A 26,445-nucleotide genomic window follows, 5' to 3' on the forward strand; every position below is an offset into this window, starting at 1 on the left:
ATTTCGTATCGTAGGCATGATACGGATTATGGAGATCATTATGAATATTGCATGGTGGGTTCTTCGACCATTTTATCTGATCGGCCTCGTACCGGTGATACCGGTGGCGCTGATCGCCTGCTTCGATTACCGGCGAGATCCAAATGTGGCAGGCATGTTGATCGTTGCAGGGCTGCTCTACATAGCGCTCGGGTACTTCATGTTCGCTATCGTCCCTCGCATGCTGCAACGGCGCTTGGAGCGAAAAATTGATGCCTACAGACGCGATGGATTCAGACCTCGTTATGAGGCTTTTTCAGTGGCTTTCAACCGGTACGTGGGCTTCGACCCAGAGGAAAGGAAAGTCCTGTACGTCGACATCACAACTGGGCCAGTAATGGTGGGTTTTGACCAAATCGACAGTTGGGAGTTAAGCCCTGAGAAAAGTCCTCATCCGCTACTCAAACTGGTTACACGCCTTCCCAACCTGAGGGAGATCGGAGTGCGGATCGATCGTCCAGGTGCGTGGAAGTCCGATATGCATACGTTGTTCGGGTGAACCGTGCGACAGTTTTACTCAAAGGAATGGAGCTTTCCATGAAGTTTAAAATGACTGCGATCTCCCTCGCAGCGTGCTGTCTCATCGCCGGGTGCGACAAGCCTTCCCCGGCCCAGAAAGCCCCCGATGCGGCCGCCGGGCAACCCTCACTGCTCAACAGTCCAAAGGTCGCCAGTTCATCCCAGCTGAATCGTCCAGCGACCACACAGGTGTCGAGCTCCGCTGACGCCTCCGTGCCCTTGAACGAATACGTCGACCTCAACTCGCTTCCTGGCGGGCAGGCTCTTACGTTCTTGGTGCTGGCCAAGGCCCCCAGCAGCACAACAACTGAGCAAAAAATGGAATGGCTATCTCCAGGCTACCAAGCCACCTCGGATGCTTTCAAAAGGCAAGATATCGAAAAAGCCGAATGGCCATCGGTAAGTGCACAGCTGGATGATTATGCGAAGAACGACTACTACACCCTGCCGATTAAAGGATCATCGGTAGTGCAGGGGATGGGTGTGCAAAATGTCATGGTGGGTCCCTATGACTTTTCGAGCTCTTCATTCCCGATCACCAGCTACGGCCAGTACTGCTGGGCGAACCCGGTGCGCAATACAGCGGGGATGAACCTGCAGATCAAACCATCTGAGGTCCCCTGCAGCATTGCGGTCGCAGACCAGACTAAAGCCCGGGAGATCGAGCAGGCGAGGGCGCAAGGTAACCTCGATCTGTTGGGCACGCTGTATCTGTACGTTCCGAATTCGTCCGGTATGACTGCCACTGGCGAGGTTGTGCACGGCGTCATCGAGCTGCGCGATCGTCAGTCTTCTAAAGTGCTCACGACTGTCAATTTGTGATGGCCACCACTCAACTTGGGGGTGCATATGAATCAATTAGTGAACCGCGAACCCTGGTGGGAGCTCCCTCCAAAGCCTGGGCAAAGCGAAACGGACTGCAGCTGGGGCTACCTGGAGCAATACGACGACGGTTCTTTCAAGTTCGACAATACGCAGAGGCCTAGCGATGAAGAAATCCGCCATCGCAAAGGCTGCCGAACAAATCCAAATCGTGAAGGCGTCACTAGTACGACCGATTGAGCTATTTGAAAGGAGGCACCAATGAGTGCATTGAGCGTTCAAGACTGGCAAGCAGTCCTGAAGGAAATCGCCGAGCAAAAACGTCACAGACTGACCGGTAGTGAATACAAGGAGCTGGTTGGCTTGATCGATGCCCAGCCAAAGGATGTGGTGAACCTGGTACAGACAAGAAAACTCATTGCGCAGCTGGCACAACACCAAGGGCCTGAAGCTCCTGCCCCTTTTCGAGATCCCGGGCACAACAAAGCATTCCAAGTTGAGTCGTTGCCGGCAGCGCCTGCAGAAGGCGATGAGCGTCTCCGCGAACGGGTCATTGCCGGCGAGCGGGTATTCGCATCCCGTGAATTCAAACATACCTCTGAAGCCGCGCAGCTCAATGAACGAGGTGAGATGGGGCGCCTGGTGCATGGACATCGCCTCGATGTCATGCATAACACTGACGGCCCTGGAGATAGGTTCGACGTTTTCCAAGTCAAAACCTCTACTCACATCCCTTACAGCACTGGGATACCCGGGAAGCCCGTAGACGGAGAGCGTACGGCGCATGGGCAGTTCCATTCGTTCGCCGAGGCAGGTGCAAGCATCGATCAGACGGTTGGGGTCAAACGCCACTCTCAACTGATCCGTGAAAGGCAAGCTGAATACGGTATCCACTCCAAAGACGCACCGCCTGCAATTCCTAAAGCACCCCGGCCGGCGTAACCGAGCACGTATCCGATCGATGCAAGTCGCACTTCAAAAATGAACATTACAAGGAGCTCTCATCATGGCGAGAGGTGTAAATAAAGTCATTCTGGTCGGTACGTGTGGCCAAGATCCTGAAGTTCGCTACATGCCTAATGGCAACGCCGTGACCAACCTGAGTCTGGCGACCAGCGAGCAGTGGACAGATAAGCAGACCGGCCAGAAGGTCGAGAAAACCGAATGGCACCGGGTGTCGATGTTCGGCAAGGTTGCCGAGATCGCCGGCGAGTACCTGCGCAAAGGCTCGCAGGTGTACATCGAAGGCAAGCTGCAGACGCGGGAGTGGGAAAAAGACGGTATCAAGCGTTACACCACGGAAATCGTGGTCGACATGCAGGGCACCATGCAGCTCCTGGGCGGCCGGCCGCAGGGCGACCAACAAGGCCAAGGCGCTGCGCCCAACTCAGCACCTCGTCCTCAACAACCCCGACCTCAGCCAGGCCCGCAGTCCGAGCGTGATTCGCGTCCAGCGCCACAACAGGCCTCGCCGCAACCGGCTCCGGATTTTGACAGCTTTGATGACGACATACCGTTCATGGATCCATACAGATTCAGTTGGCACTTGGTTTGAGTACACTTTTTTCGAGGCTCGCTATCTGATCTACTGGCTACCAAACTCCAAAACCGCCCTAGGCGGTTTTTTTATGCTCGGCGGATACCAGCTTCAAATAATCGGTAACCCGGGTGTGCGAGACGCCTGCGAGCTTTGCAATCAAATTGTTCGGTACCAAACCGAGGAGGTACCGATACGGCTCCAATTTGGAAACTCTTCGGTAGGGCTGAATCCCTAAAAAAATCCGGCGTTGCTCGACTACGGAAATTGGCACATTAACAGTGCGGCTGACCTTGCGATCCGACATTGACCCAAGCAATGATTCAAACCCAAGCCAAGGTCCGTGGAAATCTGGCCAAGCGCTCGGGTGAATCGGTTGAGGAGCCGCAGACAAAAAACGTGGCAACCCAAATGACTCCCTGATCGACGCGATGCTCTCCACGTCGACGCGTGAGAGCCTTGCCACCTCCTCATCAGCTACGCGTCCCAAAATCATCTTGAAGGGCCTCACAGGGTGGCCTAAGGGCAATCTTTGAAGACGCTGCAAGGGAGCCGGCCGTACATACTCGGATAAACCCTCGCTACGGCGATACGTTGTGACGCTTTTCACCGATGCCCCGCACACCCGGGCGATGGTCAGATCCGAGTTGTCCTCAAACATATGGCGATAGGGTCGAATCAACTGATTGATCGACCAGACCTCGATGCAGAACAGCTCACGCCGGCGCCGAATTACCGCTACCGAGGTGCCAACCAACCCGGCAAGCTTTCTGTCGGTCATCGTTCCCAGTTTGCAGTCGTACCACTTGGCTAAACCGATTCTCGTCCAGTCAATCATTGCTTTACCGCGTCTCAATGTCCGCCAGGGTTTGCGCGAAGGCCTGATCGAGCAGACTCGGTTTCTTTTTCCACGGCCTTTTTTCAGGTTCGGGCTCTGCAGCGTAAAGTTTCACCGCATCAGGGTTGACCTGCAGATGCCGATCAAACTGATCCTGCAGCTGCTGTCGCAATTCCTCTTTGGTCATAGATTTAGCCTCGATTTGATCACTGCCAGCATACAGTCTGCCGGCGCTTTAATTCCAGAATGCACGCCGATCCCATCCTGGAGCGAAGCCATACCCGTAGGTCTCTTGTGCGTGCGGAGCATCCATGAAGCTGGGGCAAGATAGGGTGACTTGTCGCCCTTGATGGCTGCAGCCCGTAAGCCCATTAGCCCATTGGCGCGCTAGCTGGTGTACCGCATACAGAGCTTCAATGATGGCCAGCGCGGCAAAGGGGGAAAGATTTCGGGTCGGCTCGATGCCGACCGGCACGTACCTGGACGATGTTCAGTGCTACCGCGTTAGGCTGATCGTCCGCGATGGCCAGTGCAGCAAAAGGGGAAGGATTCCGGGTCGTTTGAAGCTTAACGGCACACAAATACTTGGCCAAAAAGCGCTCCTAAGGGCCCCACTCCTTGCTATGCCGGGAGGTTTCAATCAGTCGGCTTGGGCGTAGGACCGGACGGAAGAGGCCCCAGCTCCACTTCTGCGCCGTGCGCGCGCATGCAGTCAACTATTCGGCTTAACTCCTCATCCGAAAGCGTGAGCAACGCAGCCATGTAAAAGTGCATGTGCAGGCTCAATTCGCGGGCCGCGACTCCGCCTGTGTACTTGCGCCATTGAGTGCCTTGGGCGAGTCCTGCGAGGTCTGCCATCTGCGTACTGGTGAAATTGAGCTCATCCTTTAGATGCGCCAGATCACCCGTCGAAGGCGGGTCGTACTGTTGAATTCGTTTCATGACAGAAGCTTAAAGGCAAGCCAGAATACGCCGAGCGCGAATACTGCGCCCAGACTGGCAGACACCAGCATGTTCCGGGTTTCGTGGCGAGGGCCGTTGCGGACCTCATTGCGCAGCTGTGAAAGATCTTCTTTGATCTGCTTAATGACTTGATCGTGGCTCATGATTTTCCTGGATAGGCATAAGGATTTTTACCGTTTCCCGAATACTTCGCCGATAGAAATCCTTGCTTTGAAGTTGCTCAACACAACATCGATGTCACATTCCCCGCGTGCAAAGCGCTGGAGATCGAGAACGACCTTCGTATCGGGTTCAAGGCCTTCCAGGTGTTGATTTGCGAGAGCGTTAGCGACTGCTGCCTGCCGGGCATTCAGGTTGATATCAACAGACATGGAGTCTCTCCGATGGTTCGCGAGGATATGGGCTGCTAAGCAACAGACGCTCGCGCAGCTTGAAAATTGTACAGAAGCCCGCGAAATCAGGCTGTGTTGGCGGTCATCCGCGCGTATGCTCAGCACGGGGCCGTACGAACTCGGCTAGGTCGATTTCACCATTAATGAAACGCTCTGCATGGGCCTCATTCTCAGCGCTGAGAACGAAACCCGACAGCCCAACCGAAGCCCGCGCATAATCGGCAGCCTCTTTGCGACGTTGACGCTCTTCGTCACTAATAGGGAATTTTGGTTCATCAGCCATTCCTGTCACTCCTTACAGCGCCTAAAAATCATTTTTCTCTAGTTTAGAGACTCCAAAGGTGATGGTGTCCACTTAATAAGTATACACCCGCGTCCTTATTTGCTGAACTCTGAACGTGTATTCGCCGAACGCTTACGCTTCAATCGACACTACTCAATATTGGGGCCTGTCGCATTTCTCTCTTCCTAAAGCACCTGCAGGCGACGATAGAGAACACGGAGAAAATCGTACGCTAAGCAGTAGGTTGGGAGGAGCATTTCACTCTGTTACGAGAGCCGTTCGGCGAAGCCTGAACAAGCACAGCGATCATGATCAGCTTCCATTCTGCTCATCTGATGCCCCTGCATGTTGCGCAATGTAATTCCGAATGTACTCCAGTACGCAATTTGCACCCTCAACAGACTCAGCGAGCTCAATCGGTCGCTTGCCATCCAGGTAAGGATTGGGCTGCTCCATCCATTTGAATGCTGCAGCTTTACTCCCCCGCACCGGAATAGCTAAATCCAGAATCTCTTGCAGCAGCTCAGGTTGTCCGTACCAAGATTCCGGTTTGGTGGTCGGCTTCCTACTCTGGATGACGCGGGGCAACTGGCAAGCTGCAAGTTCGCTTGCATTGACATACTCCCGCTTCCAATGCGCGAGCTTCACAAGATCAGTGTTCGGCGGGCGTGTCTGATCAGTGGTTGGCACAACCACGCCGATCAGCACATTGGTATGGACTCTGATCATTTCTAGTGCGGGTGCAATGTCTGTGTCGTTAGTAACAATGACAGCGTGGTCGATCTGCCCGGTGATCGCGTCGTGGTAGGCCTGCAGGGCCAGGTTCACGTCACTCTGTTTCTCCTCGACCTTCCAGGCTTGGATTTCTTGGCAGTCGCGTGGAGCCCTGTCGGGATGCTCGGCGTCGACGATCTTCACCTTCATTTTGTTGACAGCGTAGTAACCTTCGATCAGCTCGATTCGACCATCATGCAGCTTGCGCAGCGCGGTGTGATAACGCGCCTGAGACGATACAGAGTCAGGAGCTCGGGCAACAGATTCGATGATTTTCGCAGTGAAGAACTTGATCGAGGGGGCGGTAAGAAGGGTCGATTGCCGGATACGGCCTTCACAATCCTTGACTAGCGCGGATGGCAGGATGTGTCTTTCGAAGAGGGGCAGCAGATCCAACCACTTGTGGGGAGTGCCACGCAGGCAGCCGTAGTAGAAGTTATATCCGTCGATGTAGATTCGAGTGCGCAGAGGCTCTAGCTCAGGCGTTCCCTGCATTTCTCGTACTCCAAAAACGAAAAAACCGGCTAGCGCCGGCTTTTTCCCCCTCGAACCAGATGGTCAAGCCACGCCGGTCATGAGGGTTAGTTGTTAAGTGGATTATTCCGCAATTGCGGTCGCAATGCAAGGGAACACAAGGTGATGCAAGGTGATTCGCGTTTTCCCTCAAAAATCGGTGGGAGGACTTTTCACGCTTTTGTTTTCGGGTAATGCCCAGACCAATCTTTTTAGCATGGGGTGCCAGCTCAGCTTGTAGCAATAGCGTCCGTGGAAACGACTATTTTTGGTACCCACGGTTTCCGAAAACCTGTCGCCGGCACGAGCCATTTGCTGGCCATCAAATGGACCTCCGATCACCAGGAGTTTTTGGCTCTCATCACGCGCCATGTGATTCATCCGTTTTGAACGATGCAACTACAGAGACAAACATATCCGTTAGCAGCAACACAGTCGCAATGGTCAGGAAACCAACCCCCAGTTGACTCACCCAATGAAAACCCGTCTGCAGGCCTGTCTCAAGCAAGCCAATTGCGATACCCATAAAGAGCACCATCGCTATAGTCAACTTCATCTTCAATCCTTTGGATTATTGAGCGTTACACGCTACGTGTCAGCGGAGGCCCGGGGAGGGGCCCCGCTAACGAGGGTCAAGGTTCGTCAGGCTGCTGACGGCGCCTCGCACGCGCTGCGCCTGGAAACTAGTATCAGCGGGTCGGGCAATGAATTTTCGTCCCGGATAAGAAGCGTTTTTTTCTGGGAGAACTCAGCCATGACCAGTTTTCGCTTTTTCAGCATCGACGTGATGCTGGATTGTGTGACTTGTATGGTTTTCCCGTTGCATGGGATCAGCAAGGACTCCCCTGGAAGGAGCTCTGCGAGAGCTTGTGAAATATTGCCGCAGGGTATTTTCAAAGTCATATGACGCTCCTAGACAACGCAGATCCGGGGTAGCCGCCCCGTCAAAACCGATTTATACGTACGTAAGTACGTACGGACATGCGTAATTTAGACTTTAACCTTCAGCTTGTCACCAAAAAAGATATCGATCAGCAACCTGATTCCCAACGCTACAAAGGCGCAATGGAGGCTGGACTCCATCAGGTCGCGCTCAAGCTCCCTGCCGCTGAATTGCAACGCCATGCCGTACAAAATGAGCCCGAAGATAACAACATAGGCAACAGCCATGCTGAGGCGGCGGATAATGCGGATCAATTTCAACAAAACTGGGGACATGGTGGCTTCGCTATCTTAGAAGTGGATCTGGCGGAAATTGGCGATCTGACCTTTTTCAAGCATGCGTACCGCACCGCTTGTTTGGGGCCGGAGGTACTTCAAGTCTTTGATATCGATCTTCAGCTTGCGCGCAGCCTCGTCCCAGTCTGCAGTAGCCAGGTTGAGCAACAAAAGCGTGCCCGCATTCTTGATAAAGTCGGAGCTGAAGTGAGCAGGCGACTGGCCGGCCAGAAGTATTGCAAGGCCGAACTTACGCATCTCTGTGACGACCACATTGATTGGATTGGAGGCGTCTTCATCATTGAATTTCTTGGACTCGTCCAAGACGATCAACCGGCGAAGTTTTCCGTGGGATTCCCCTCGCTGCATCATCTCTCGAATAATCGCCCGCATCCGAAACCGGACGAACATTTTCAACTCATCCTCGGACTGGGCAAGGGGTTTGATATTGTGCCGGCGAATCCTCGCATTCCCGAAAGGTGGGGGATTGGGATTGAAAATCCCCGTAGCAATCAGGTTCTCGAGTCGAGTAATGACGCTCAGCATTACGTCCTTACTGTGGTACTTCATCGCATCATCGAACTCTCGACCCGTTTGCAGGTTGTTGAGGAAGGTCTGGTGTGCCTCAGTCGCCTTAACCTTCGCCGTGTCGAGACGCTTCTCCAGGGCCTCTATATCATCGTCGCCGTTCCGGCCTTGGGACTTGGCGACATCCGCCCGACGTTTATTCATTGCAGCCATTGCTCTGCAGTAGTCCTCAAAGCAGCTCAAGGCCTGTTTGCCGTCATCCTGGTCGTCTATCCCCATCCACAAGGCGCGCAGCTTGCGTTTGGCGAGCCGCACAACATCAGAGAGCGTAGGGTAAACGGCTTTCAGATCTGCCCAGCGCTTGTGTTTGATGATGTCTTTGATTTCGTCATCCGAGGCTTCCCGGCGCTGCCAAGTGTGTGGCTTATCCACGTAAATACCGCGGGCTGCGTAAGCATCCGTGAGCAAGTGGCGCAGAACACCTTCCTGGTTGCCGCCAAGCTTTCTGGAGGTGCTGTTCATAGCTTCAATCACATCATTGACAGCCCTGCGCACGCCCCCGTAATGGGGGTCTGTGTTCAACACCAGCGGGTTGAACCCATAGCGTGTTGCTTCGCTGAAAAGGACTGTTTCGGCCCCCGGAATCTCGATGTCCCCGTGATAGTCGAAGATGTCGATTTCTACCTGCTCATCCATGTTGGTGACGAATTCCCTAATCCAGTGCGTCTTGCCTGCACCGGATGTTCCTGCGACGCCAACGTGATGGTTCGACACTGCATCAGGACGCCAATAAATAGGCAACTCCACCTGGTCCTTGGTGAACTTCCAAAAGTCGTTGCCCAGCTTGATCGCTGTCATCGTGCCTCCTTATTAATCATATGCATCTTCCGGGATCTCAAAATCTTCCCCGTCGTCGCCAAGCATCTCCTCAGGTTCCAGATCAGGTTTGGGTTGATGAAAATATCCAGAGAGGCCTTGAGCTTCAGCTGCATGAAGCGCTTTTCTTGCAGCCTGGAATAATGCGATGCCACGCTGCTCAGCCGGCACGTCGAAACGCTGAATGCTGTCCAGATGCCGCGCGGTTGCTACAACCTGTTCGAGGATCGGATCCTCGAGGGCTGGATAGTAGGGTTTCTCGACCCGACGAAGCTGTGCCGCGATGTAATCGACAGAGTGGGTATCCTGCTTGCTGATCCGCTCAGCACTGTGTGGCAACCGGCTGTAGTCCGGCCGCTCGACCTGCAGGAATCTATTGATGCGCGCAGCAAGCTTGCTGGTTTTCTTGTGATCATCAGGGATGTAAAAACTTGATGCTGGGATCACTGCTTCTTTGAAGATCAGCATTCCCTCTCCGGCCTGCAGCTTTTTCAGCTCACCAAGCTCGATCTTGTTCCGACGCTCGATGTTAGCTGCACCCTGCGCTTGGTAGGCACCACCAGTGTTTTGGTCGTATCCAGTGAGAACGCTGTAATAGGCCTCCCCACCAGCCTTGCGAATGTAATCGTAGGTATCCTCCGGATCCTCCAATGCCAGCACCCATTTCACTTTGGTGTTGGCCAGCATGGAAGGGGCTTCGTCCGCCGCCTCGCCTCGTTTAAGGCCTTGAATATCCTGGACGGCGGCGACCATCATGAAGCCCAGGCTTCGCGCTTGAGCGAACATTACGGCGATGCCTGCGGCGAAGTAGTAGGCCAGCTCATCACTGATGATCAGATACGGATTAGGGGCATTGGTAGCTTTGGTATCGAGGACGTCTGCACGAGTCCCCTCTAAGCGGTAGCCAAGGTTCTGGGCCATCATCAAACGGATTGAGGAGATGTAAAGCTTCCCCAGCGACGCAGCCTCGGACGCTGACTTTTCGAGCGTCGGGATCATGACCGCGATCAGACGGTCATTGAGGAGCACATCGAGCATGTCAATTTCGGGGAATTTATCCGCAAAAATATGACCGTAGGTATCCATCATCATCGACAGAGTACGAGCGAACTGGCCGGTCAAATAACCGTGCTGGTTGAACACCTCTGCATCCCATTTGGATGGATCACCTGCGAGCTGCGGATTGAATCCAGGTAGACCTGTTTCAAAGTAAGCTTTGATCGGCAGGTAGGCCAGCTCAGGGATCAGCCCTTGCTGACCCTCGATGTAGAATTGAACAAGGTTTTGGAGTGCGAGGTAGTGGCGGATCACCCCGATGGAGATTTCGAGTTCACCTTTGGCGCGCTTGTAGCAGAGCGTACGCAGTAGTGCATCGATCATGTTGAGAGCTTTTTGCTGCCATTGAGCACCGTCACCGCTGGCCACCGGTAGCAAGGAGGCCATCAACTGCAGAAGGAAGTCAGCTGCAGCGTCACCGAAGGGATTCATGGAGTTCGATTGCGGTTGATTCGCCGCATGAAGACCAGACTCCCTGGCAACCATGTGTTCAAAGGGGTCCATTCCACCTGTCAGGTAGTTGAGGATGAGGAAATCGTCCTCTCGACCATGCCGGCGCGCTAGTGACCAAAGGCAGAAGGCAAGATTGGAGTCAGCTTTCCCGTCCCCATACGATGCTCCAGTCCCCCAGCAGATTGCGTTGTAATACATGCCCATCAGCGTTTCACTTTTGCCCGAACCTGTGGTGCCGGGCAAAAAAAGGTGAGTTCGGCAGTCTGAGTTGTTGAGCCACAGCTCGCGGCCTTCGTCAGCGCTAGCTGCAATGCCGTCCGTATTTGGGGTACGGAGAAAACCGAGGTACATGATGCCGCCTGCCGCTAAGAGCTTCCGAAAAAGCCTCGACTTTGTGAACAGGCCCCAAAGGTAATTTTCCTCTACCAACTCTTCGTAGTAATCCGTTCGATCCAATCCGCCGATGTCTTTGGGCATCCGAATCGGCATACGGAATTTCTGGTCCTTGAAGGCCATGATCATCATGGACAAGAACAGGATCCAGACCGGCCACAAAACTGGCTGGTAGACCATCAGTCCAGCTATCACTAGCAGTGCAAGCTTGAAGTTGTTCGGGCGAAACAGCGCAATATTGAACCTGGTCCAAGAGCTGCGCACGTCCCTTGATATGCGGCCAGGTTTAATCTCATGTTGTGAGTCGAGAGACATCTGTTGATCTCCTAGGCGGGCAACGCCATACCGATCGTTCTTTCGAACTGAGCAGTAAGAGCCTGTTTGTAGAGGGTTGCCTCACGTACGCGGGCGAGAATTTTGCGAGCCTTTTCAGCGGCGCGTACCTGCGATTCAGGTACGTCCAGGTCAAGGCCATGTTTGACGAAATCGGCCAAAAATCGGCTCAGCGGATACGCGCGTAACAAGGCATCGTTCCATGCTCCAAGCCCATGTGTCCCGATCAGTTGATCGGGGTCACTGCCCTCGGGTAGAAACAGGAACTGGACTGTTTTACCGTCGCGAATTTCCTCTAAAACTACTGCAGAGGCACGTAAGGCTGCAGACCGGCCAGGCTTATCCCCATCGAAGGCAAATGTCACCGTATCGGCATGGCTGAATAGTTTCCTTGCCTGTGTGTTCGTCAGGGCGGTCCCCATGGGGGCTACAACCCTCCGGTCGCCGGCTTGGTGAGCGGTGAGCACATCGAAGTAGCCCTCAACGACGATAGCGTGACGGGCACTGCGGATTGCCGTCTTGGCCACGTTCAATGCGTACAGCTCGTTGCCTTTATGGAAAAGCTCAGTTTCAGGAGAGTTCAGATACTTCGGTGTCTTGTCAGGCTTTTCGATCATGGAGCGCCCTGCAAAACCAATCAAAGCACCACTATCGTTGTGGATCGGAATCATGATCCGATTCCGAAATCGGTCGAAAAGACGACCGTCTTCCGCACGGATCGCCAGTCCGCACTCAATGAGGGTTTCTGGGGTGTGACGCTTGACCAACAGCTCAACGACGCCGGTGGCGACAGTACCCAGCTGGTAGGAAGTAATCGTTTCGGCCGAAAGCCCGCGGGTGTTTGTGAGGTATTGGCGACCAGTCGGACTACGTTCGATCCCCCCTGAGTACAAACTGGCCGCGTCTTGCAATGCCCTGTTGAAGGACGTCAAGCGACTTCGGCGCGCCTGTGATTCGGCCGACTCATCAGCCTGAGATTCAGGGGCCGAGATGCCTGAGTCAGCCGCGACCGCGGCAACGGCTTCTTGAAAAGGGAGTTTGTGAAATTCCATCATCCACTTGATCGAATCGCCTTGCGCAGGGCACGCATAGCACTTGTATGTGTTCCGCTCAGGCGACACTTCAAAAGAGGGTGTTTTCTCCCCATGAAAAGGGCAGCACGCTTTGAACGCCTTGCCTGCTTTTTTAAGGGTGATGTCTCGTCCTATGATCCCCACCAGGTCTGCGTCCTCACGCACACGGGCAAGGAATTCATCGGTGTACCGGATGTACTTGCCCATGAATTGCCTCACTGCGCCTTTGTTTGATCCAGCCACTGCGAAATGGCTCGGGAGGTATTTGGGAGGGTCAGCGGGGTTTGTTCGCCGTTCGCGTTCACCACTGTGGGAGTGCCCAAGAAATTCAGCTTGCGGAATATTTGGTCATTGGCGGCCACTGCGGCTTCGCCTTCGGGGCAGGTGGGTGCGTCGAGGCGATCGCCCTTGACGATTTTCTTCCAGTAGTTGGCGCGTTCTTCAGGCTTGGCACAAAGCATCTGCGCAACCGAAGTGCTGGAGTCAGGCCCGCCAATGACCGATACCGGAAAAAGCTGGATGGTGTAGTCGGCAGCAAGCTTTTCAAGTTCGGGTTCAAAATCGCGGCAATGTGGGCATGACGGGTCCGAGAAAACGTAGACAGTCCCCTTGCTCCCCTGAGAAAGCTGTACAGCGTACTTACCAGCTTTGGTGCCAGCATTGATGGCTTGCTTAACGATTGCAGGGTCAGCGGCTGGTGGGAGCCCGGGGATGTTGCCCAGCTGCAGATTCTGAGGCTGTTGTGATGGTGCAAAGCCAGGCTGCGCTGTAGCTGGGTTGAACGCCGGCTGTTGGTTCAGCTGCGCCATGGTTCCAGGTGTCGCTTGCGGGGTGATGCCGGTCATTCGGGCCGCGTACATGTTTAGACCCAGGGCAAGGATCAGACCGAACGCTGGCAGCAAGCCCCACTTAACGACACCTTTCACACGACCGATTATCACGCGGCGCCGTGAAAAACGGTCGAGCGCATGTTGCATTGCTTCAAAGGCGTTGCCGGCCAGGGCATCGGATCCGAACTCTTCAAGCAAACACTCATGATTTGCCCCTTCTGCAGAGCGAGACCAGAGCAGACGCTTTCCATCCAGGCGTACCTGAAGACTGTCATTCAACGAAAGCGCAGTAACAGCACGGCGTTCGCCGGTAGATCCAAAGTGGACATGAAGAGACGTATCGTACTGGCGAATTCTGTCGCGATTTTTCATTGTGTTTCTCCTTGGCGGGCGACTAAACCTAATTTGGCGAGGTAATGTTCGACGCCATCAATCGCGTCATCAATGCATGGCTCAGTCAGGCGATAGCCCACGTTTTCCGCGAACTCTTCCCACTGCATCTGTGTGAAAACCGCACATTGTTCAAGAAAGGGCGCTTTGCGCAGGCCTATGTTCAACGCATAGAAAAGGTTGCGGTCCATCCCCTTCAGCCATCGAAACTGGGAAGAGGGCAACTTGCCGCTTTTAGAGGCAAGCTTGTGCATGGCGAACAGCATCGTTCGGGGGTAAGGGTGTCTGAGGAGCCACGCTTGGGCATCAGGGTGCGCTGAGTACTTTTTGAACGCTGCGTCAGTCAACCCTAGATTTGGGTAGCCTTTTTTCCCTTCAAACGTCCCTGTGTGACAAGAGCGATTGAGGTCGTCCAGAAGTTGTTGGGCTACACGGATGTCTTTCCCTTCCGAGAAGAGGCGAGCGCCGAACACAGCAAACATGGCTCGTTCCGTCGGACTCAATTCGTTAAGTGAAGCGATCGGCTTGCCTAGAAACTCAATCATGAGTTGGCCGCAGCGCTCACGATCTAACTTATGATTTACGATCAATCCTTGCTCGAGCGTCCATTCTTCTGGATGGGCAGCACTGCGATGCTCGACCGGATCATCGTTCAGCAGCAGCGTCTGAGGGTTGCCGTAATACAGCGAGGGAATGATGGCAGGAGAGTGCTTCGACATAATCCACGGCAGGGTTTCTACCGTTACCTTCCGGCGAGTTTTGTTCATCGGATGACGGTGAGCGGCAGCGAAGCCTCGGGCGATGATCACAAGCGGGATCAGGATGTAGAAATATCCAGCTTTGTTAAGCATGCTTAAAAGCGCGGTGAAACTGACCCTTGAAGGGTACATGGCCATGGCAGCAGCCTGGGCACGCCACTCTCGGATAACGTCAGGCATAAATGGCCAATCGAAAACGGCGAGCTGATACCAAACCCATTTCAAAGCCCAATAGCTGATAGTCCCGTGCCACCGGTGCCAAAACATCCATCCGAACGCAATTGGTAGGGCAATCAAAACAAGCCACACAACGCCCATACCTTCAGATTGATTTTGTCCATGTCTAGCCATGAAACCTCCTAGAACTTGAGCGAATTGTTATAGACACGCTGGATGTATGGGTATTTGTACTTCGGTGTCCTAGAGTGGTAGTGCCCGACACCATCCCAAAAGCTGCCATTCGCCTGGTTGATCTCGTAGCGCAAAATGTATGCAGCGGCACGCGCGGACCAGCAGAAGTTCTGCGTGATCATCTGAGGTGAAACCCCAAATTCGCGCTGTAATCTCTGGGCCCATACGGTGTTGATCTGGAAAGGACCATGGTCGACCGTGCCATTTGTGTTCGGGCTCAGAGTCCCTGTGCTTCCGCCTTCAGTCATCCAAAGCGCGATCATTACCCTCAAGGGCAAACTGTAATCTCGCGCCGCTTCAACCATACAGACCGGCACAGGCGGCTCAGCCACCGGTAATGGAATCATCGTTTCGTCCTTTCTCGATCCCTAGCAATGGGCTATAATTTTCCGTATGGTAGCCATTCTACGGAATCAAGGCAAGTTGAATCAGCGTTCTGCGATTCCGCAAAAACGCCGATTTCAGCCTCATTCAGGAAGGAGTTTTTGATGGAAAAGGTTTTGTGGATCGCCGAGAAGGAATCCCAGCTTTCTCAGGGTATTTATTCGGCCATTCCGGGCAGCACTGAAAATGAGGGGCCAGGCTGGGCACGCCGAGGCGAGCAGTGGTTTATTTGGCTGGATGGCCACGCTTTTCAACAAGCCCCACCTGATCACTACCTTCCTGACGATGTGCCTTTGACAGCCGGCAAAAAAAAGGTCTGGCGGATGTCTGATCTTCCTATTATCCCGGGAGCCAGGGCTTGGAAGCTTTTGCCAGATCCACGCAAGAAGGCTCGTATCGCAAAGCTTAAAGAGTTGTTGCAGTGGTGTGACGTAGTTCACCACCTCGGTGATTCTGACGAGGAGGGTCAGTGTCTTGTGGATGAAGCGCTCGAGTACTTTCAATTCAAAAAGCCCGTACGGCGCGTGCTGATCAACGACTACAACCCGACCAAAATCAGAGAATCGCTTGCCAATATCCGCGATAACACGGAGCCGCAGTTTACTGGCTGGCGGCGGTGGGGTCTGGCGCGCAGTCGCTATGATTGGTTGCTGGGCATGAATGGCACTCGAGCGATGACCTTGCGCGGCCGTGAAGTAGGGCAGCAGGGGTTGCTACCGGTTGGTAGCGTGCAAACGCCTCTTCTCTACATAGCGAGGGAGCGCGATAGGCTGATCGAGGAGTTTCAGCCCCATGCCTATCAAGTCGTCACCGTCCAACTACAACCAAGTGAAGGACCGGAGTTTCAAGCTCGGTGGAACCCGCGGCCCGAACAACACGGCATGGATGAAGATGGGCGTGTGATCGATGCTCAAGTCGCCTCATCGATCGCAGATCGGGTCAGGGGTCGTCCAGGCTCAGTTACCCAATCTGCTATCACCGAAAAAAGTAAGAAACCTCCACTGCCTCTCTCAATGAACGAGCTGCAGATGGAGGGTTTCAGTCGGTATGACTATTCCGCACAGGAAGTCATGGAAGCGGCTCAGAAACTGTATGACACATACAAGGTCATGACATATCCGAGAACGAGTGTCCGATACCTGTCAGAAGCCCACCATGATGAGGCTGGTGCAGTGATTGCGGCTGTGCTGCAAATTCGTCCTGACCTTACCCAGCTGGCTGACCACATCGACCGATCTCGAAAATCAGCAGCGTTCGATGATGCGAAAGTTCGCACGCCGACCGGTGAGCCAACCCCACACCACGGGATAGTGCCTGCGATTCCGGAAAAAATGGTGAGCCCGGCCGAGTGGACCGCCTGTGAGCGTAACGTTTACGACTTGGTCGTAAGGGCGTACCTAGCTCAATTTGCTAGCGACTATCGGTACGAGGCTACGACACTGCAGGTCGACATTGATGGGGAGGCTTTCGCGGCGAGCGGTACTACCCCTGTGCAGTTGGGTTGGAAGGCCATCTATCAGGAACCACCACCATTAGACGGTGTGGAACAGACTGAGGACAACCTTCCATCACTGACGCTGCCAAGGCTGAACGAGGGCGACAGCATTTCCTGCTTGTCTTGCAGCCTGGTCGAGCAAATGACTACGCCGCCACCCCGATTTGACGACAACATGCTGCTTGACGCGATGAAGAACCTGCACAGGTACGTAGCCGATCCGGAGCTTCGTAAACTGCTGAAAGAAGGTGAGGGCATCGGAACTCCCTCGACTCGCGCAGGAATCATCCTGGACATGAAAAAACGTGAGCTTTTTGTGCCTGCGCCGAAGGGTAAGAAAAAACTCATGACGAGTGCGCAGGCCCGAAACCTCATCGACGCTCTGCCGATGAAGGTGAAAGACCCTTCTCAGGCAGGGCATTTCAAGCAATCTCTTGATCAGGTCGCCAGTGGCGAACTCACCCACGCAGAATTTATGGAGTACACCGAACGCTTCGTTCGTGAAATGGTAGAAGTTGCCAAGGTCGCTGAAATGGCAGCTCTTCCAGCTTCGCCAGGTGAGCAGATCCCTTGTCCCAATTGCTCAGGCGAACTGCAGAATAGAGGGAAGCGGACTGCTTGTAGCCAATGCCAATTTGTCCTTTGGCACGAAGCGTTCGGGAAGCTACTGGGTGCAAAAGATATTGAGGCCTTGCTGAAGAGGGGGGAAACAAGACTGCTCCAGAACTTGGTAGGACGTGAGAAGAAAACGAAATTCTCCGCGCGCCTGTCCCTAGATCGTGCAACTGGCAAGACCAAGCCTCTGTTTGATCAGCCTGGATCTGCTACAGCCAACGCTGCCATAAGGCATAAGGAACAAATAACGCTTTCACCGCTAAACTGCCCTCGATGCTCGGCCATTCTCCAACCATCAGGAAAGACACTCGAGTGCACATCGTGCCAGTTCAAATTATTTTCAGAATTGCTTGGCAGAGCGTTGAATGATGCCGAACTCAAGGCCCTGCTCAACGATGGAATCACCGAGAAGCTCAGTGGTTTTATCAGCCCAAAAAATAACAGTGCCTTTTCTGCAAGACTCAAACTCAACCGTGAAGCCTGGAAGGTAGAGTTTGAGTTTGAAAAGAAAGCGACTGACCGTGCTTAGGGCCGTGAACTTCATTGCATATGGAAAGGATCAATACATGTTTATTCGTATGTTGCCGCTGTTGATTGGAATTCTGGTTGCTGGGTGCGATCAGGCCGAAAAACAGCCTGAGCAGGAAGGCGTGCAGCGACAGCTGATCCAAGGGATGCACGCCGAGTTTTTCAAGGTTGCTGATGCCAATAACACCTGGTTTGAGGTTGCCATTTCGGTCGACAACAGCAAAACATTCAGGATGCCGGTTTTCTTCTCTCAGAACGGAAAGCTCGTAAAAGTTACTGATTCACAAGCTCAATCGGTTTTCGATAGCTGGCTCAAAGAGCGCGCAAAAAACATTGCAGCGTTCGGCTCGCTCGATGAGCAGAGCGGCATGAAAGATCCATTCCTTGCGCTCGATGTGAATCGCTGGGAGAAGAAGTAATGTTCAATGAAGAAGACATGAAGTTTGTGCCTGCTTATTACGCGGCGAATGGCAAAGGCCAAAGTGTGCCCTTCATCGTATCGTTGATGATGGTCGATGATAAGAACAAAGCGGCCTTGCCCCCTGCGGTGTCAGCGTCCATAGACAGAACGCTAAGCATCACAGGAACGGAAGGGGTGGCCTTTGCCAATATTTACAACGTCGAGCCACTCGACATCGTTGTACCGGCTCATATCGACCGAGCCATGAAGATTTTCGGCGCTCTCGTACTGTTTCGGTGCCAGAGTCCTGAAACAGCGGAAAATTTGATGGGGGTGATGAATCAAGCCTACACCCTTACCTTGGTCAAGGATCAGCGGAGCGATTCTGATGAATAGGCAGCGTCTTTGGCGTACCACTGTGGCCATTGGCAGCTCGCTCATTGGGCTTTCCTACGCAGTGCTTTCAGTTCGCCACGGGTTCGACGTCCCCGGCGAGCTGGTTCACGCAGCCCTGTTTATTGCAGCAGGTATTGCTCTGCTTCACCACACATTGAAACGTCAGCAAGAGGGCTCCCAGATGCCAGGTCCATTGTCTAGCCAGCAGATTGCAGAATACGAATGCGCGATGGAGACCATCGGAAACGCCATCGCGGCTCGTTCACAGGCGATCCACGAAGAAAGATCCAAGCCTGAGCCTGACGCGAAGCTTCTCTCAAAATTGCGTCAGGAGCAGGCCGACCTTGTAGTTGAGCGAAGCAAAATATCCCTTGATGACGTCGACACCGTGCGTCGAGTCATTGCGAACTATGGAGCCCAGGTACGGGCTCACATTTAAGGACTGACCATGGACGATCAGAACAGAGGGTTGAGCGTTGAATTGGTGCAACACGTGGTTGACCGCTTTTTGGACAACTACAATGGACATATCCAAGTCAGAGCTATTGTCGTTGCGAAGCAGGAGGACATTTATGGACCAGAATTATCCCGGGAAAAAATCGGAGTCCGAATCGACGGAGCCTACCATCCAAAAAACGCATTCTTCACCATTGTCGCTTCCAATATGGGTGACGAAGGGGCCGTCCTCAGAACCTTGCGCCACGAGCTCCTCGGGCATTATGGGCTCAACACCTTCAATCCCGAGGAAAAAAAGGCGCTCCTGGATCGAGTTCTTGAAACGCGCAATGAACCGTCGCTAAGCCATATTTGGGCCGATGTTGATAAAAACTACCATGACAAAAGCGAGCTGCACCGCGCCGAAGAAGTCTTCGCGTTCGTGGCCGAGGAAGAGCGGACGTTTCTGGGGAAGGCCTGGGACCGAACCCGCGCAGCGTTCCAGCAAGTACTCAAGGCCACGGGGCTGGTAGACGAAAAGTCTCTAACCATTCACGAGCTGCGCGTCGAGGCACTGGCCGTCGCTAAAGGCATTAAAACTGGCGAAAGGCAGCAGCAAACCTTCCCTAAAGACGATCAATCGCAGTTCCGGCTAGAGACCGTCGAGCATCAGCTTATTTTTGAAGACATTGCACGGCACGCGATGATGTTGAGTAAGCCGGTAGAGAACCCCGTTGCAATAATCCTCGGGGGGCAACCGGGTGCTGGAAAAGCTGCGCTTAGCAGTTATGCCACGACTGAACTGGGTGGCAATTCAATCAAAATTGACGCTGACGAGCTGCGCAAATATCACCCTCACTTTCTGAAACTAATGCGTGAAAACGACCGTGACGCAGCGGATCTAACCCACCGCGATGCAGCAGGCTGGGCCGTGAAGCTTACAAACCTGGGCATTAAAGAACACAGGAACCTGGTCATCGACGGAACGATGCGCGATCCAGAAAGCTTGGCAATGCTCTGCAGCAAGCTGCAATCAGCAGGGTACCGAATCGACGCACGTGTGTTGGCCGTTAATGATCTGGTTAGCCGTCTGAGCATTCACCATCGGTACGAGCTGCAGCACGAGGCTAATGGTTTTGGGCGTTGGTCCAACCGCATCAACCACGACCTGGCTTTTACAGGACTGCCCCTCACTGTTGATCGACTGGAAACCGGCAACCTGGTCGACAGAATGCACGTTACAAACCGAAGCGGTGAAGACATTTATGACAACTATCGGATTGCGGGCGACTGGCAGCAAACGCCGGTGCAGGGTCGAGAGCATGTGGACGCTGAGCGCTCGAGAGCCTGGACGCAGGCCGAGCGTTCATCATTCGAGCTGACGCTTGATTTCGTGAAAGCGAAGATGGTCCGCCGTCATGCAGGCGAGGGGGATCTGGCTGAGCTGGCATCACTTCGGGCCGAATACAACCGCACCCTCGCACCTGCTACTCACTCAACCCCCATATCCCAAATCAAACCGCGATAGCGCGGCCTATGCCTACACGCTAAGAATTTACGGACGGCTGCCCTCAAATGCTCGGAAAAATTGTACTCTGTTACGCATTTCGTATAATGACTATGATACGAACTAGACGGAGTGCTATACGATGCGTAGGAAAAGGCCGTCCCCGGATCAAAGCCAGTTGGGTTTTGATTTCGCCTTTCAAGAAACCGTAGACACAATCGAGACCCTCGAATTAGGTCTTGAAATCGATGACGACCAAGGAGAACACCATGATCACAAGCCAAACCCAACCGTTGGAAATCGCCAGTCGGGAATTGAGCGCGGAGACGATCAAGGCAATTCGTCAGTCTCCGTCGTTCGGCCCGCAATCTTGGAAAATTCTGGATCGTTGGGCCTTCAACAGCCCCATGGAGTTGAAGCAGCTGGAAAGAGAGGGGGAGCTGGTTCTGTTGGGGAAAGTGTTGGAACAGCAACGCTTGGAGCTGGAGGCAATGCACAGCCTCCCAGCGGAGCACAAAGCCGGTCTGACGGAGCACGAAGTGCTGGTGCTGCAGGAAGTGAACACAGAACTGTAACGCCAACTGATTACGCAATCACCGCAGCGGACTCGTTGGGGTCAGGTGGAGCAAAGACCAAGTTTCGGAACAACGTCGACGCGATTCAGCTCATGCAGCATCTGCGTGATCAGAACCGGGCAGCGGCACCAGCAGAACAGGCAATACTGGTCAAATATGTTGGGTGGGGAGGGTTGCCTCAGGCGTTCGACCATCGTAATCAGGCTTGGCAGCGCGAGTACCAGGAACTGGGCGCGCTTCTCAGCCAAGATGAATTTGAGAAAGCTCGGCGCTCGACTCAAGATGCCCATTACACCTCTGCGGCTGTCATTGGTGGGATTTATGAGGGCCTGCAGCGGCTCGGATTCCCGGGCGGGAAGATCTTCGAGCCAGCTGCCGGCACTGGCAACTTTATTGGCTTGATGCCCGAAGCCCTTCGGAAAGAAAGCCAGTTTACTGCAGTGGAGCTCGATCCTCTGACTGCGGTGATAGGCAAGCATCTTTACCCCACCGCTACCTATATCAACCGGGGCCTGCAGGATGTTGTTGTACCCAGCGGGTATTTTGACGCTTGCGTGGCCAACCCTCCTTTCGGCTCCCAGTCCCTCTACGATCCTCATCACCGCGAGCTGAGCGGGTACTCGATCCACAACTACTTTCTCGCCAAATCCCTCGACAAGCTCAAGCCAGGTGGCGTGATGGGGGTCGTCGTCAGCCGCTATTTCCTCGATGCAGCCAATGGCAAAGCTCGGGAGCACATAGCTGGACAATCGCATTTCCTTGGTGCGGTTCGATTGCCAAACAATGCCTTTAAAGAAAATGCGCTGACCGAAGTCACCACCGACATTGTGTTTTTCCAGAAAGCGCAACCAGGTGAGGAAACTGACAAGCACTGGGTAAATGTCGGCGATATACGAGACCGTGAAACCGGCGCCACAATCACGATCAACCAGTATTTCATCGACAACCCGCAGCAAATGGCCGGTCGCATGGCCATTACTCGGAACATGCACCGCGATACCGCGGACTTGATCGCAGAGCCCGGTCGGGATCTTGCCTCCGAAATATCCACACGATTGGAAGTATTACCTCGTGGTATTTACAGAGCTGGTTCCACAGCGGCCGCCAGTGACGCTGCGGACGAACTGCCTGCGCTGGTCCTCCCTGAAAACCTGAAGGTGGGCTCGTACTTCGTCACGGAAGCTGGCCAAATCGCTCGACGCCTTCCCGATCAGCTGGCCCAGACTGATTACCAACTGATCACACCCAAAACCGAACGCGCCGGCGACCGAATCAAAGGCATGATTGAGGTCAGGGATGTTCTGCGAGCTCTCATGGCGGCAGAGCAATCTGAAGGTCTTGATGCCGGTCTTGATCTGCACCGGGCCCGACTAAACACCGTGTACGACCGGTTCATTCGCAAGCATGGCCATATCAGCAGCCAGGCTAACCGTTTGGCCATGTGCGAAGATCCTGAATACCCCTTGTTGAATGCGCTAGAAAGCAATTACGACCGGGGCATTTCTGCGGACATGGCCCGCAAACACGATGTAGCCGCAAGGCCTCCAAAAGCTGACAAAGCTTCCATCTTCAGCCGGCGCGTGATGACACCGCGCCAGGAAGTACGGCACGTCGGCACAGCGAAAGATGCTTTAGTCGTATCCATGAACCAGGTCGGCCGCGTGGATCTGGAACGCATGGTGCGGCTCTGTGGGCGAGCCGAAGAAGACATCGTCGCTGACCTTCGTGGACTGATTTACTTCAACCCTGGTAAGGACCGCTGGGAGACAGCGGACCAATATTTAACCGGTAACGTGAAGGCTAAGCTTCGTGGTGCCATCAGAGCTGCAGAGCAAGATCCGCGTTTTTCGCACAACGTGGACGCCCTACGACCGGTTCAGCCTGCCGACATCGATCCGGTCGATATCTCCGTCCAGCTGGGTTCAACTTGGGTACCTGATACCGTCGTCGACAAATTCGTGGTGCACATCCTCGGTGACGTACACAGACGGATCAGTTACCAGGCAGCGCTAGGGAAATGGATCGCTGATATTGGTCAGGGTGACAACACGACGTGTCGCGTCACCTGGGGCACTGAAGCGTACCCTGCAAACAAACTGATTGAAGCGGTGCTGACTAACCGATCAATCCAGGTCAAAACCGAGGTTGGTCGGGATGACCGCGGCCAGCCCATCATGCAGGTGGACGAAACACAAACCGCGGCCGCGAACCAGAAAGCGGATGAATTACGCCAGGCGTTCGTAGACTGGATATGGGAGGACAAAGATCAGCGGGTGGAGCTGGCCAGGCTTTACAATGACAGGTTCAATACCAATATCCCATCTCGGTACAACGGATCTCACCTCCAGTTACCTGGTGCGTCACTCGACATCACGCTGCGTCCTCATCAGAAGGATGGGATCTGGCGAGGCATTCAAGACGGCACCGCGTTGTTCGATCACGTCGTCGGCGCCGGCAAGACGCTAGTGTGCGTTGGCACCGTCATGGAAAGTAAACGGATGGGCCTGCTGAACAAGCCGATGCTGGTTGTGCCCAACCATTTGCTGCTGCAGTGGAAAGACGCCATCTACTCACTCTACCCAGACGCTAACGTCCTGGTAGCTGAAAAGTCGGATTTTAAAAAGGAAAATCGCGAGCGCCTATTCGCCCGTATAGCCACGGGGGATTGGGATGCGGTCGTGGTCGCCCATAGCTCTTTCAAAAAAATCGGGATGCCTCAAGACACCCTGGAAGAGTTGCTCCAGGAGCAAATCAACGACCTGAGCAATGCAATCCTCGATCTCAAGAGCGATCGCGGGGACCGCGTGACCATCAAAGAGATGGAAAAAGCCAAAGAACGGATGAAGGAACGTCTGGAGAAAAAAGCCGATACAGGCGCTAAAGACCAGGCAGTGACTTTCGCAGATCTGGGCGTGGACGCGCTCGTTGTCGATGAGGCGCAGGAATTTAAAAACCTGTTCATCACCACTTCGCTGAGCCGGATTTCCGGTCTGGGGAACCTGACCGGTTCCGAAAAGGCGTTCGACCTCTTCGTCAAATGCCGGTACCTGCAGCAGAAGTACGACGGCCGTGGCGTATTCCTCGCGACCGGCACGCCTTTGAGCAACACGATCGCTGAGCTTTACACCGTTCAACGGTACATGCAGTACGACGAACTGAAAGAACGCGGGATCGTACACTTCGATGCCTGGGCGTCTACCTTCGGCCAAGTTGTCACCGGCTGGGAGCTGGATGCCACGGGTGTGAATTACCGACTCAATTCAAGGTTCTCCAGATTCCAAAATGTGCCAGAGCTGAACGCGATGTACCGAACATTTGCGGACGTCATCACCCGGGCAGATCTGCAACAACAGGCCGCTGAACGTGGAACTCGTTTTCCAGTCCCTCGGGTTAAAGGTGGTCGTCCTCAAAACATCATCGTGGAGCGTTCCGAAGCACAAGCCCAATACATGGGGGTTCAATCACTGGTACTGGATGATCACGGCAAGCCGATTCACCGTGCTGACGGCGGAGCTATCCGGAGCTGGAACGAGGGTTCAATCATCTACCGTATGGAACACCTGCCTCGCGACCCGCGGATCGACAATCCACTGAAGATCACAAACGATGCCAGGAAGGCTGGTCTGGATTTCCGTTTGATCGATCCTGATTCTGAGGACTTCATTGGCAGTAAGGTGAATGCATGCGTGGAGAACGTTTACCGCATCTGGGAGGCTTGGGATGCTCGTCAAGGCACTCAGTTGGTATTCTGCGACCTTTCCACCCCTAAAGGAAAAAAACGACAGGAAGCCGCTCCTGAAGCCTCCCTTGATGATGAGGATGAAGGGGAGGTCATCTCTATGGATGAAATCCTGGCTGGGAATGTATCGTTCAGCGTATACGAGGAGATCCGCTCGAAACTCATCGAGAAGGGCGTGCCGGCGGACCAAGTGAGATTCATCCATGAAGCCAAAACAGACCTGCAAAAATCCAAGCTTTTCGACGAAATGAATCGCGGTGAAGCTCGGGTGCTGCTTGGCTCAACCACTAAGATGGGGGCGGGTACGAACGTCCAACGCAGACTGGTCGCCCTACACCACGTCGACGCACCTTGGCGTCCAGCCGATCTTGAGCAGCGTGATGGCCGGATCGAGCGTCAGGGAAATCTGTTCTATGAGCAGGATCCAGATGGTTTCGAGATCGAAATCCTGCGCTATGCGACCAAGCAGACCTATGACAGCAGGATGTGGCAGACCATCGAGTACAAGGCTGCCGGCATAGAGCAGTTCCGTAAAGGCGATGGGCTTCAACGTGTGATAGAGGACGTGGCCAGCGAAGCTGCAAACGCTGCGGAGATGAAGGCCGCTGCGACCGGCAACCCTCTCATTTTCCTGCAGGTGCAACTTGCTGCGGACTTAAAGAAGGTCGAAGCGCTGTTCTCCAATTTCAAACGAAATCAGCATGCCCTGGACAGCCGGATTACCTGGCTTGAAGAAGCAGACAAACGAGCGGACAGATCGGTTGCTCGTTGGAATGGCGAGATAGCCAAACGCGATGCGGGGACAGGTTCCAGCTTTATGTTCAGAACTGCAGCGAGGAGCTACGGCGAGGACAACAAAGATCAGCTCCTGGGCGCAATCCTTGGTTGCATGAAGGTAGCTGTCGAACGCAAAGCAGAAGACACCTTTCAACGTGCGGCAATCATCCGTGTCGGCACCTACAGGGGATTTGAGATTGATGTCTCCTGCAGCCGGCACAAGATTCAGTTCACGATTACAGGCAACGATTCGTACGAGCCAGATAACCTGGTCTATCGGACCGACGACAAATTCAGCCTGCCAGGCTTCATTAGCCGAATCGATAATTTCCTAGACCGGTTTGAAGCTTGGCGAGGTGACGCTGAAAATTCCCGGATTGGGGAAAGAGAGGAGCTGGCCAAGGCCAAAATCGAGAAAGGGAAACCGTTCCAGCAGCAAAGTCGCCTGGAGAACTTGAGGGATGACTCACGTGATGTGATGACAGAGCTCAAGCTGATGCAAGCTGACGACAACTACGTCTCGACGTGGACGCCGAAGTCGACAGTGCTGCAGGGCAACGCTGCACCAGAAGCCAAGAAGATGCGCGCATAAAGA

Annotated in this window: 28 protein-coding genes; 11 read left to right on the top strand and 17 right to left on the bottom strand. The window is 54.0% G+C overall.

The annotated features are described in order from the left end of the window. The first annotated feature begins 40 nt into the window (after positions 1 to 40). The 4 genes from SLW75_RS26470 to SLW75_RS26485 all read left to right on the top strand — a co-directional run bounded on the left by SLW75_RS26470 (position 41) and on the right by SLW75_RS26485 (position 2,935). The gene (locus SLW75_RS26470; RefSeq protein WP_410935855.1) at positions 41 to 538 is read left to right on the top strand and encodes a hypothetical protein; all 498 of its coding nucleotides are present in this window, start codon (positions 41 to 43) and stop codon (positions 536 to 538) included. A 38-nt stretch (positions 539 to 576) separates the two neighbouring features. Next, positions 577 to 1,380, top strand: a complete 804-nt coding sequence (locus SLW75_RS26475) for a hypothetical protein (protein ID WP_410935856.1) — start codon at positions 577 to 579, stop codon at positions 1,378 to 1,380. 261 nt (positions 1,381 to 1,641) lie between these two features. Then, positions 1,642 to 2,322 (top strand): hypothetical protein, encoded by a 681-nt coding sequence (locus tag SLW75_RS26480; protein WP_410935857.1) that lies wholly within the window; start codon positions 1,642 to 1,644, stop codon positions 2,320 to 2,322. A 64-nt stretch (positions 2,323 to 2,386) separates the two neighbouring features. After that, positions 2,387 to 2,935 carry a single-stranded DNA-binding protein gene (locus SLW75_RS26485; protein ID WP_410935858.1) on the top strand — a complete coding sequence of 183 codons (549 nt, stop codon included), beginning with the start codon at positions 2,387 to 2,389 and terminating at the stop codon, positions 2,933 to 2,935. A 58-nt stretch (positions 2,936 to 2,993) separates the two neighbouring features. Here the strand turns inward: SLW75_RS26485 and SLW75_RS26490 are convergent, their stop codons facing one another. The 17 genes from SLW75_RS26490 to SLW75_RS26570 form a co-directional block, all read right to left on the bottom strand. Continuing rightward, entirely contained in the window at positions 2,994 to 3,755 is a 762-nt protein-coding gene (locus SLW75_RS26490; RefSeq protein ID WP_410935859.1) for a hypothetical protein, read from the bottom strand. 4 nt (positions 3,756 to 3,759) lie between these two features. Next, positions 3,760 to 3,942 carry a hypothetical protein gene (locus tag SLW75_RS26495; RefSeq protein ID WP_410935860.1) on the bottom strand — a complete coding sequence of 61 codons (183 nt, stop codon included), beginning with the start codon at positions 3,940 to 3,942 and terminating at the stop codon, positions 3,760 to 3,762. Positions 3,943 to 4,391: 449 nt separating this feature from the next. Beyond that, positions 4,392 to 4,697, bottom strand: coding sequence for an XRE family transcriptional regulator (locus SLW75_RS26500; protein ID WP_410935861.1), 306 nt, complete (start codon positions 4,695 to 4,697; stop codon positions 4,392 to 4,394). Then, on the bottom strand, positions 4,694 to 4,861 hold the full coding sequence (locus tag SLW75_RS26505; protein WP_410935862.1) for a hypothetical protein: 168 nt from the start codon (positions 4,859 to 4,861) through the stop codon (positions 4,694 to 4,696). The genes SLW75_RS26500 and SLW75_RS26505 overlap by 4 nt, the downstream gene beginning before the upstream one ends. Before the next feature lie 27 nt (positions 4,862 to 4,888). Continuing rightward, positions 4,889 to 5,089 (bottom strand): antitoxin VbhA family protein, encoded by a 201-nt coding sequence (locus SLW75_RS26510; protein ID WP_410935863.1) that lies wholly within the window; start codon positions 5,087 to 5,089, stop codon positions 4,889 to 4,891. A 103-nt stretch (positions 5,090 to 5,192) separates the two neighbouring features. After that, positions 5,193 to 5,393, bottom strand: coding sequence for an antitoxin VbhA family protein (locus SLW75_RS26515; protein ID WP_410935864.1), 201 nt, complete (start codon positions 5,391 to 5,393; stop codon positions 5,193 to 5,195). Between the two features lie 312 nt (positions 5,394 to 5,705). After that, positions 5,706 to 6,662 (bottom strand): 6-hydroxy-3-succinoylpyridine 3-monooxygenase, encoded by a 957-nt coding sequence (gene nicB / locus SLW75_RS26520; protein WP_410935865.1) that lies wholly within the window; start codon positions 6,660 to 6,662, stop codon positions 5,706 to 5,708. 168 nt (positions 6,663 to 6,830) lie between these two features. Beyond that, positions 6,831 to 7,052 (bottom strand): hypothetical protein, encoded by a 222-nt coding sequence (locus SLW75_RS26525; RefSeq protein ID WP_410935866.1) that lies wholly within the window; start codon positions 7,050 to 7,052, stop codon positions 6,831 to 6,833. Continuing rightward, positions 7,042 to 7,236 (bottom strand): hypothetical protein, encoded by a 195-nt coding sequence (locus SLW75_RS26530; RefSeq protein ID WP_410935867.1) that lies wholly within the window; start codon positions 7,234 to 7,236, stop codon positions 7,042 to 7,044. The genes SLW75_RS26525 and SLW75_RS26530 overlap by 11 nt, the downstream gene beginning before the upstream one ends. A gap of 86 nt (positions 7,237 to 7,322) precedes the next feature. Continuing rightward, positions 7,323 to 7,583, bottom strand: a complete 261-nt coding sequence (locus SLW75_RS26535) for a hypothetical protein (protein WP_410935868.1) — start codon at positions 7,581 to 7,583, stop codon at positions 7,323 to 7,325. A gap of 87 nt (positions 7,584 to 7,670) precedes the next feature. Further along, on the bottom strand, positions 7,671 to 7,898 hold the full coding sequence (locus SLW75_RS26540; RefSeq protein WP_410935869.1) for a hypothetical protein: 228 nt from the start codon (positions 7,896 to 7,898) through the stop codon (positions 7,671 to 7,673). A gap of 15 nt (positions 7,899 to 7,913) precedes the next feature. Continuing rightward, positions 7,914 to 9,284: a hypothetical protein gene (locus SLW75_RS26545; RefSeq protein WP_410935870.1), complete on the bottom strand. Its 1,371-nt coding sequence runs from the start codon at positions 9,282 to 9,284 to the stop codon at positions 7,914 to 7,916. A gap of 12 nt (positions 9,285 to 9,296) precedes the next feature. Then, positions 9,297 to 11,519, bottom strand: coding sequence for a TraM recognition domain-containing protein (locus SLW75_RS26550; RefSeq protein ID WP_410935871.1), 2,223 nt, complete (start codon positions 11,517 to 11,519; stop codon positions 9,297 to 9,299). Between the two features lie 11 nt (positions 11,520 to 11,530). Then, on the bottom strand, positions 11,531 to 12,817 hold the full coding sequence (dnaG, locus tag SLW75_RS26555) for a DNA primase (RefSeq protein WP_410935872.1): 1,287 nt from the start codon (positions 12,815 to 12,817) through the stop codon (positions 11,531 to 11,533). Between the two features lie 8 nt (positions 12,818 to 12,825). Further along, a complete protein-coding gene (locus tag SLW75_RS26560) occupies positions 12,826 to 13,812 on the bottom strand; it encodes a DsbC family protein (RefSeq protein ID WP_410935873.1) in 987 nt (328 codons plus the stop codon). Next, positions 13,809 to 14,939 carry a conjugal transfer protein TrbA gene (locus tag SLW75_RS26565; protein ID WP_280319882.1) on the bottom strand — a complete coding sequence of 377 codons (1,131 nt, stop codon included), beginning with the start codon at positions 14,937 to 14,939 and terminating at the stop codon, positions 13,809 to 13,811. Before SLW75_RS26565 ends, SLW75_RS26560 begins: the two co-directional genes overlap by 4 nt. An 8-nt stretch (positions 14,940 to 14,947) precedes the next feature. Continuing rightward, on the bottom strand, positions 14,948 to 15,346 hold the full coding sequence (locus SLW75_RS26570) for a lytic transglycosylase domain-containing protein (RefSeq protein ID WP_280319879.1): 399 nt from the start codon (positions 15,344 to 15,346) through the stop codon (positions 14,948 to 14,950). Between the two features lie 141 nt (positions 15,347 to 15,487). Here SLW75_RS26570 and SLW75_RS26575 point away from each other — a divergent pair, with 141 nt between their 5' ends. The 7 genes from SLW75_RS26575 (at position 15,488) to SLW75_RS26605 (ending at position 26,442) form a co-directional block, all read left to right on the top strand. After that, a complete protein-coding gene (locus tag SLW75_RS26575) occupies positions 15,488 to 18,022 on the top strand; it encodes a DNA topoisomerase (RefSeq protein WP_410935874.1) in 2,535 nt (844 codons plus the stop codon). A 37-nt stretch (positions 18,023 to 18,059) separates the two neighbouring features. Then, the gene (locus tag SLW75_RS26580) at positions 18,060 to 18,440 is read left to right on the top strand and encodes a hypothetical protein (protein WP_410935875.1); all 381 of its coding nucleotides are present in this window, start codon (positions 18,060 to 18,062) and stop codon (positions 18,438 to 18,440) included. Beyond that, positions 18,440 to 18,817, top strand: coding sequence for a hypothetical protein (locus tag SLW75_RS26585; RefSeq protein ID WP_410935876.1), 378 nt, complete (start codon positions 18,440 to 18,442; stop codon positions 18,815 to 18,817). The genes SLW75_RS26580 and SLW75_RS26585 overlap by 1 nt, the downstream gene beginning before the upstream one ends. Further along, positions 18,810 to 19,256, top strand: coding sequence for a hypothetical protein (locus SLW75_RS26590; protein ID WP_410935877.1), 447 nt, complete (start codon positions 18,810 to 18,812; stop codon positions 19,254 to 19,256). Before SLW75_RS26585 ends, SLW75_RS26590 begins: the two co-directional genes overlap by 8 nt. A 9-nt stretch (positions 19,257 to 19,265) precedes the next feature. Continuing rightward, positions 19,266 to 20,780: a zeta toxin family protein gene (locus SLW75_RS26595; RefSeq protein ID WP_410935878.1), complete on the top strand. Its 1,515-nt coding sequence runs from the start codon at positions 19,266 to 19,268 to the stop codon at positions 20,778 to 20,780. A gap of 248 nt (positions 20,781 to 21,028) precedes the next feature. Next, complete coding sequence (locus tag SLW75_RS26600; protein ID WP_410935879.1) at positions 21,029 to 21,334, top strand: hypothetical protein; 306 nt, start codon at positions 21,029 to 21,031, stop codon at positions 21,332 to 21,334. Between the two features lie 92 nt (positions 21,335 to 21,426). Further along, the gene (locus SLW75_RS26605) at positions 21,427 to 26,442 is read left to right on the top strand and encodes an Eco57I restriction-modification methylase domain-containing protein (RefSeq protein WP_410935880.1); all 5,016 of its coding nucleotides are present in this window, start codon (positions 21,427 to 21,429) and stop codon (positions 26,440 to 26,442) included. The last annotated feature ends 3 nt before the right edge of the window (positions 26,443 to 26,445 follow it).

The organism is Pseudomonas sp. W5-01 (genome assembly GCF_046540435.1).
Classification (GTDB): Bacteria; Pseudomonadota; Gammaproteobacteria; order Pseudomonadales; family Pseudomonadaceae; genus Aquipseudomonas; species Aquipseudomonas graminis_B.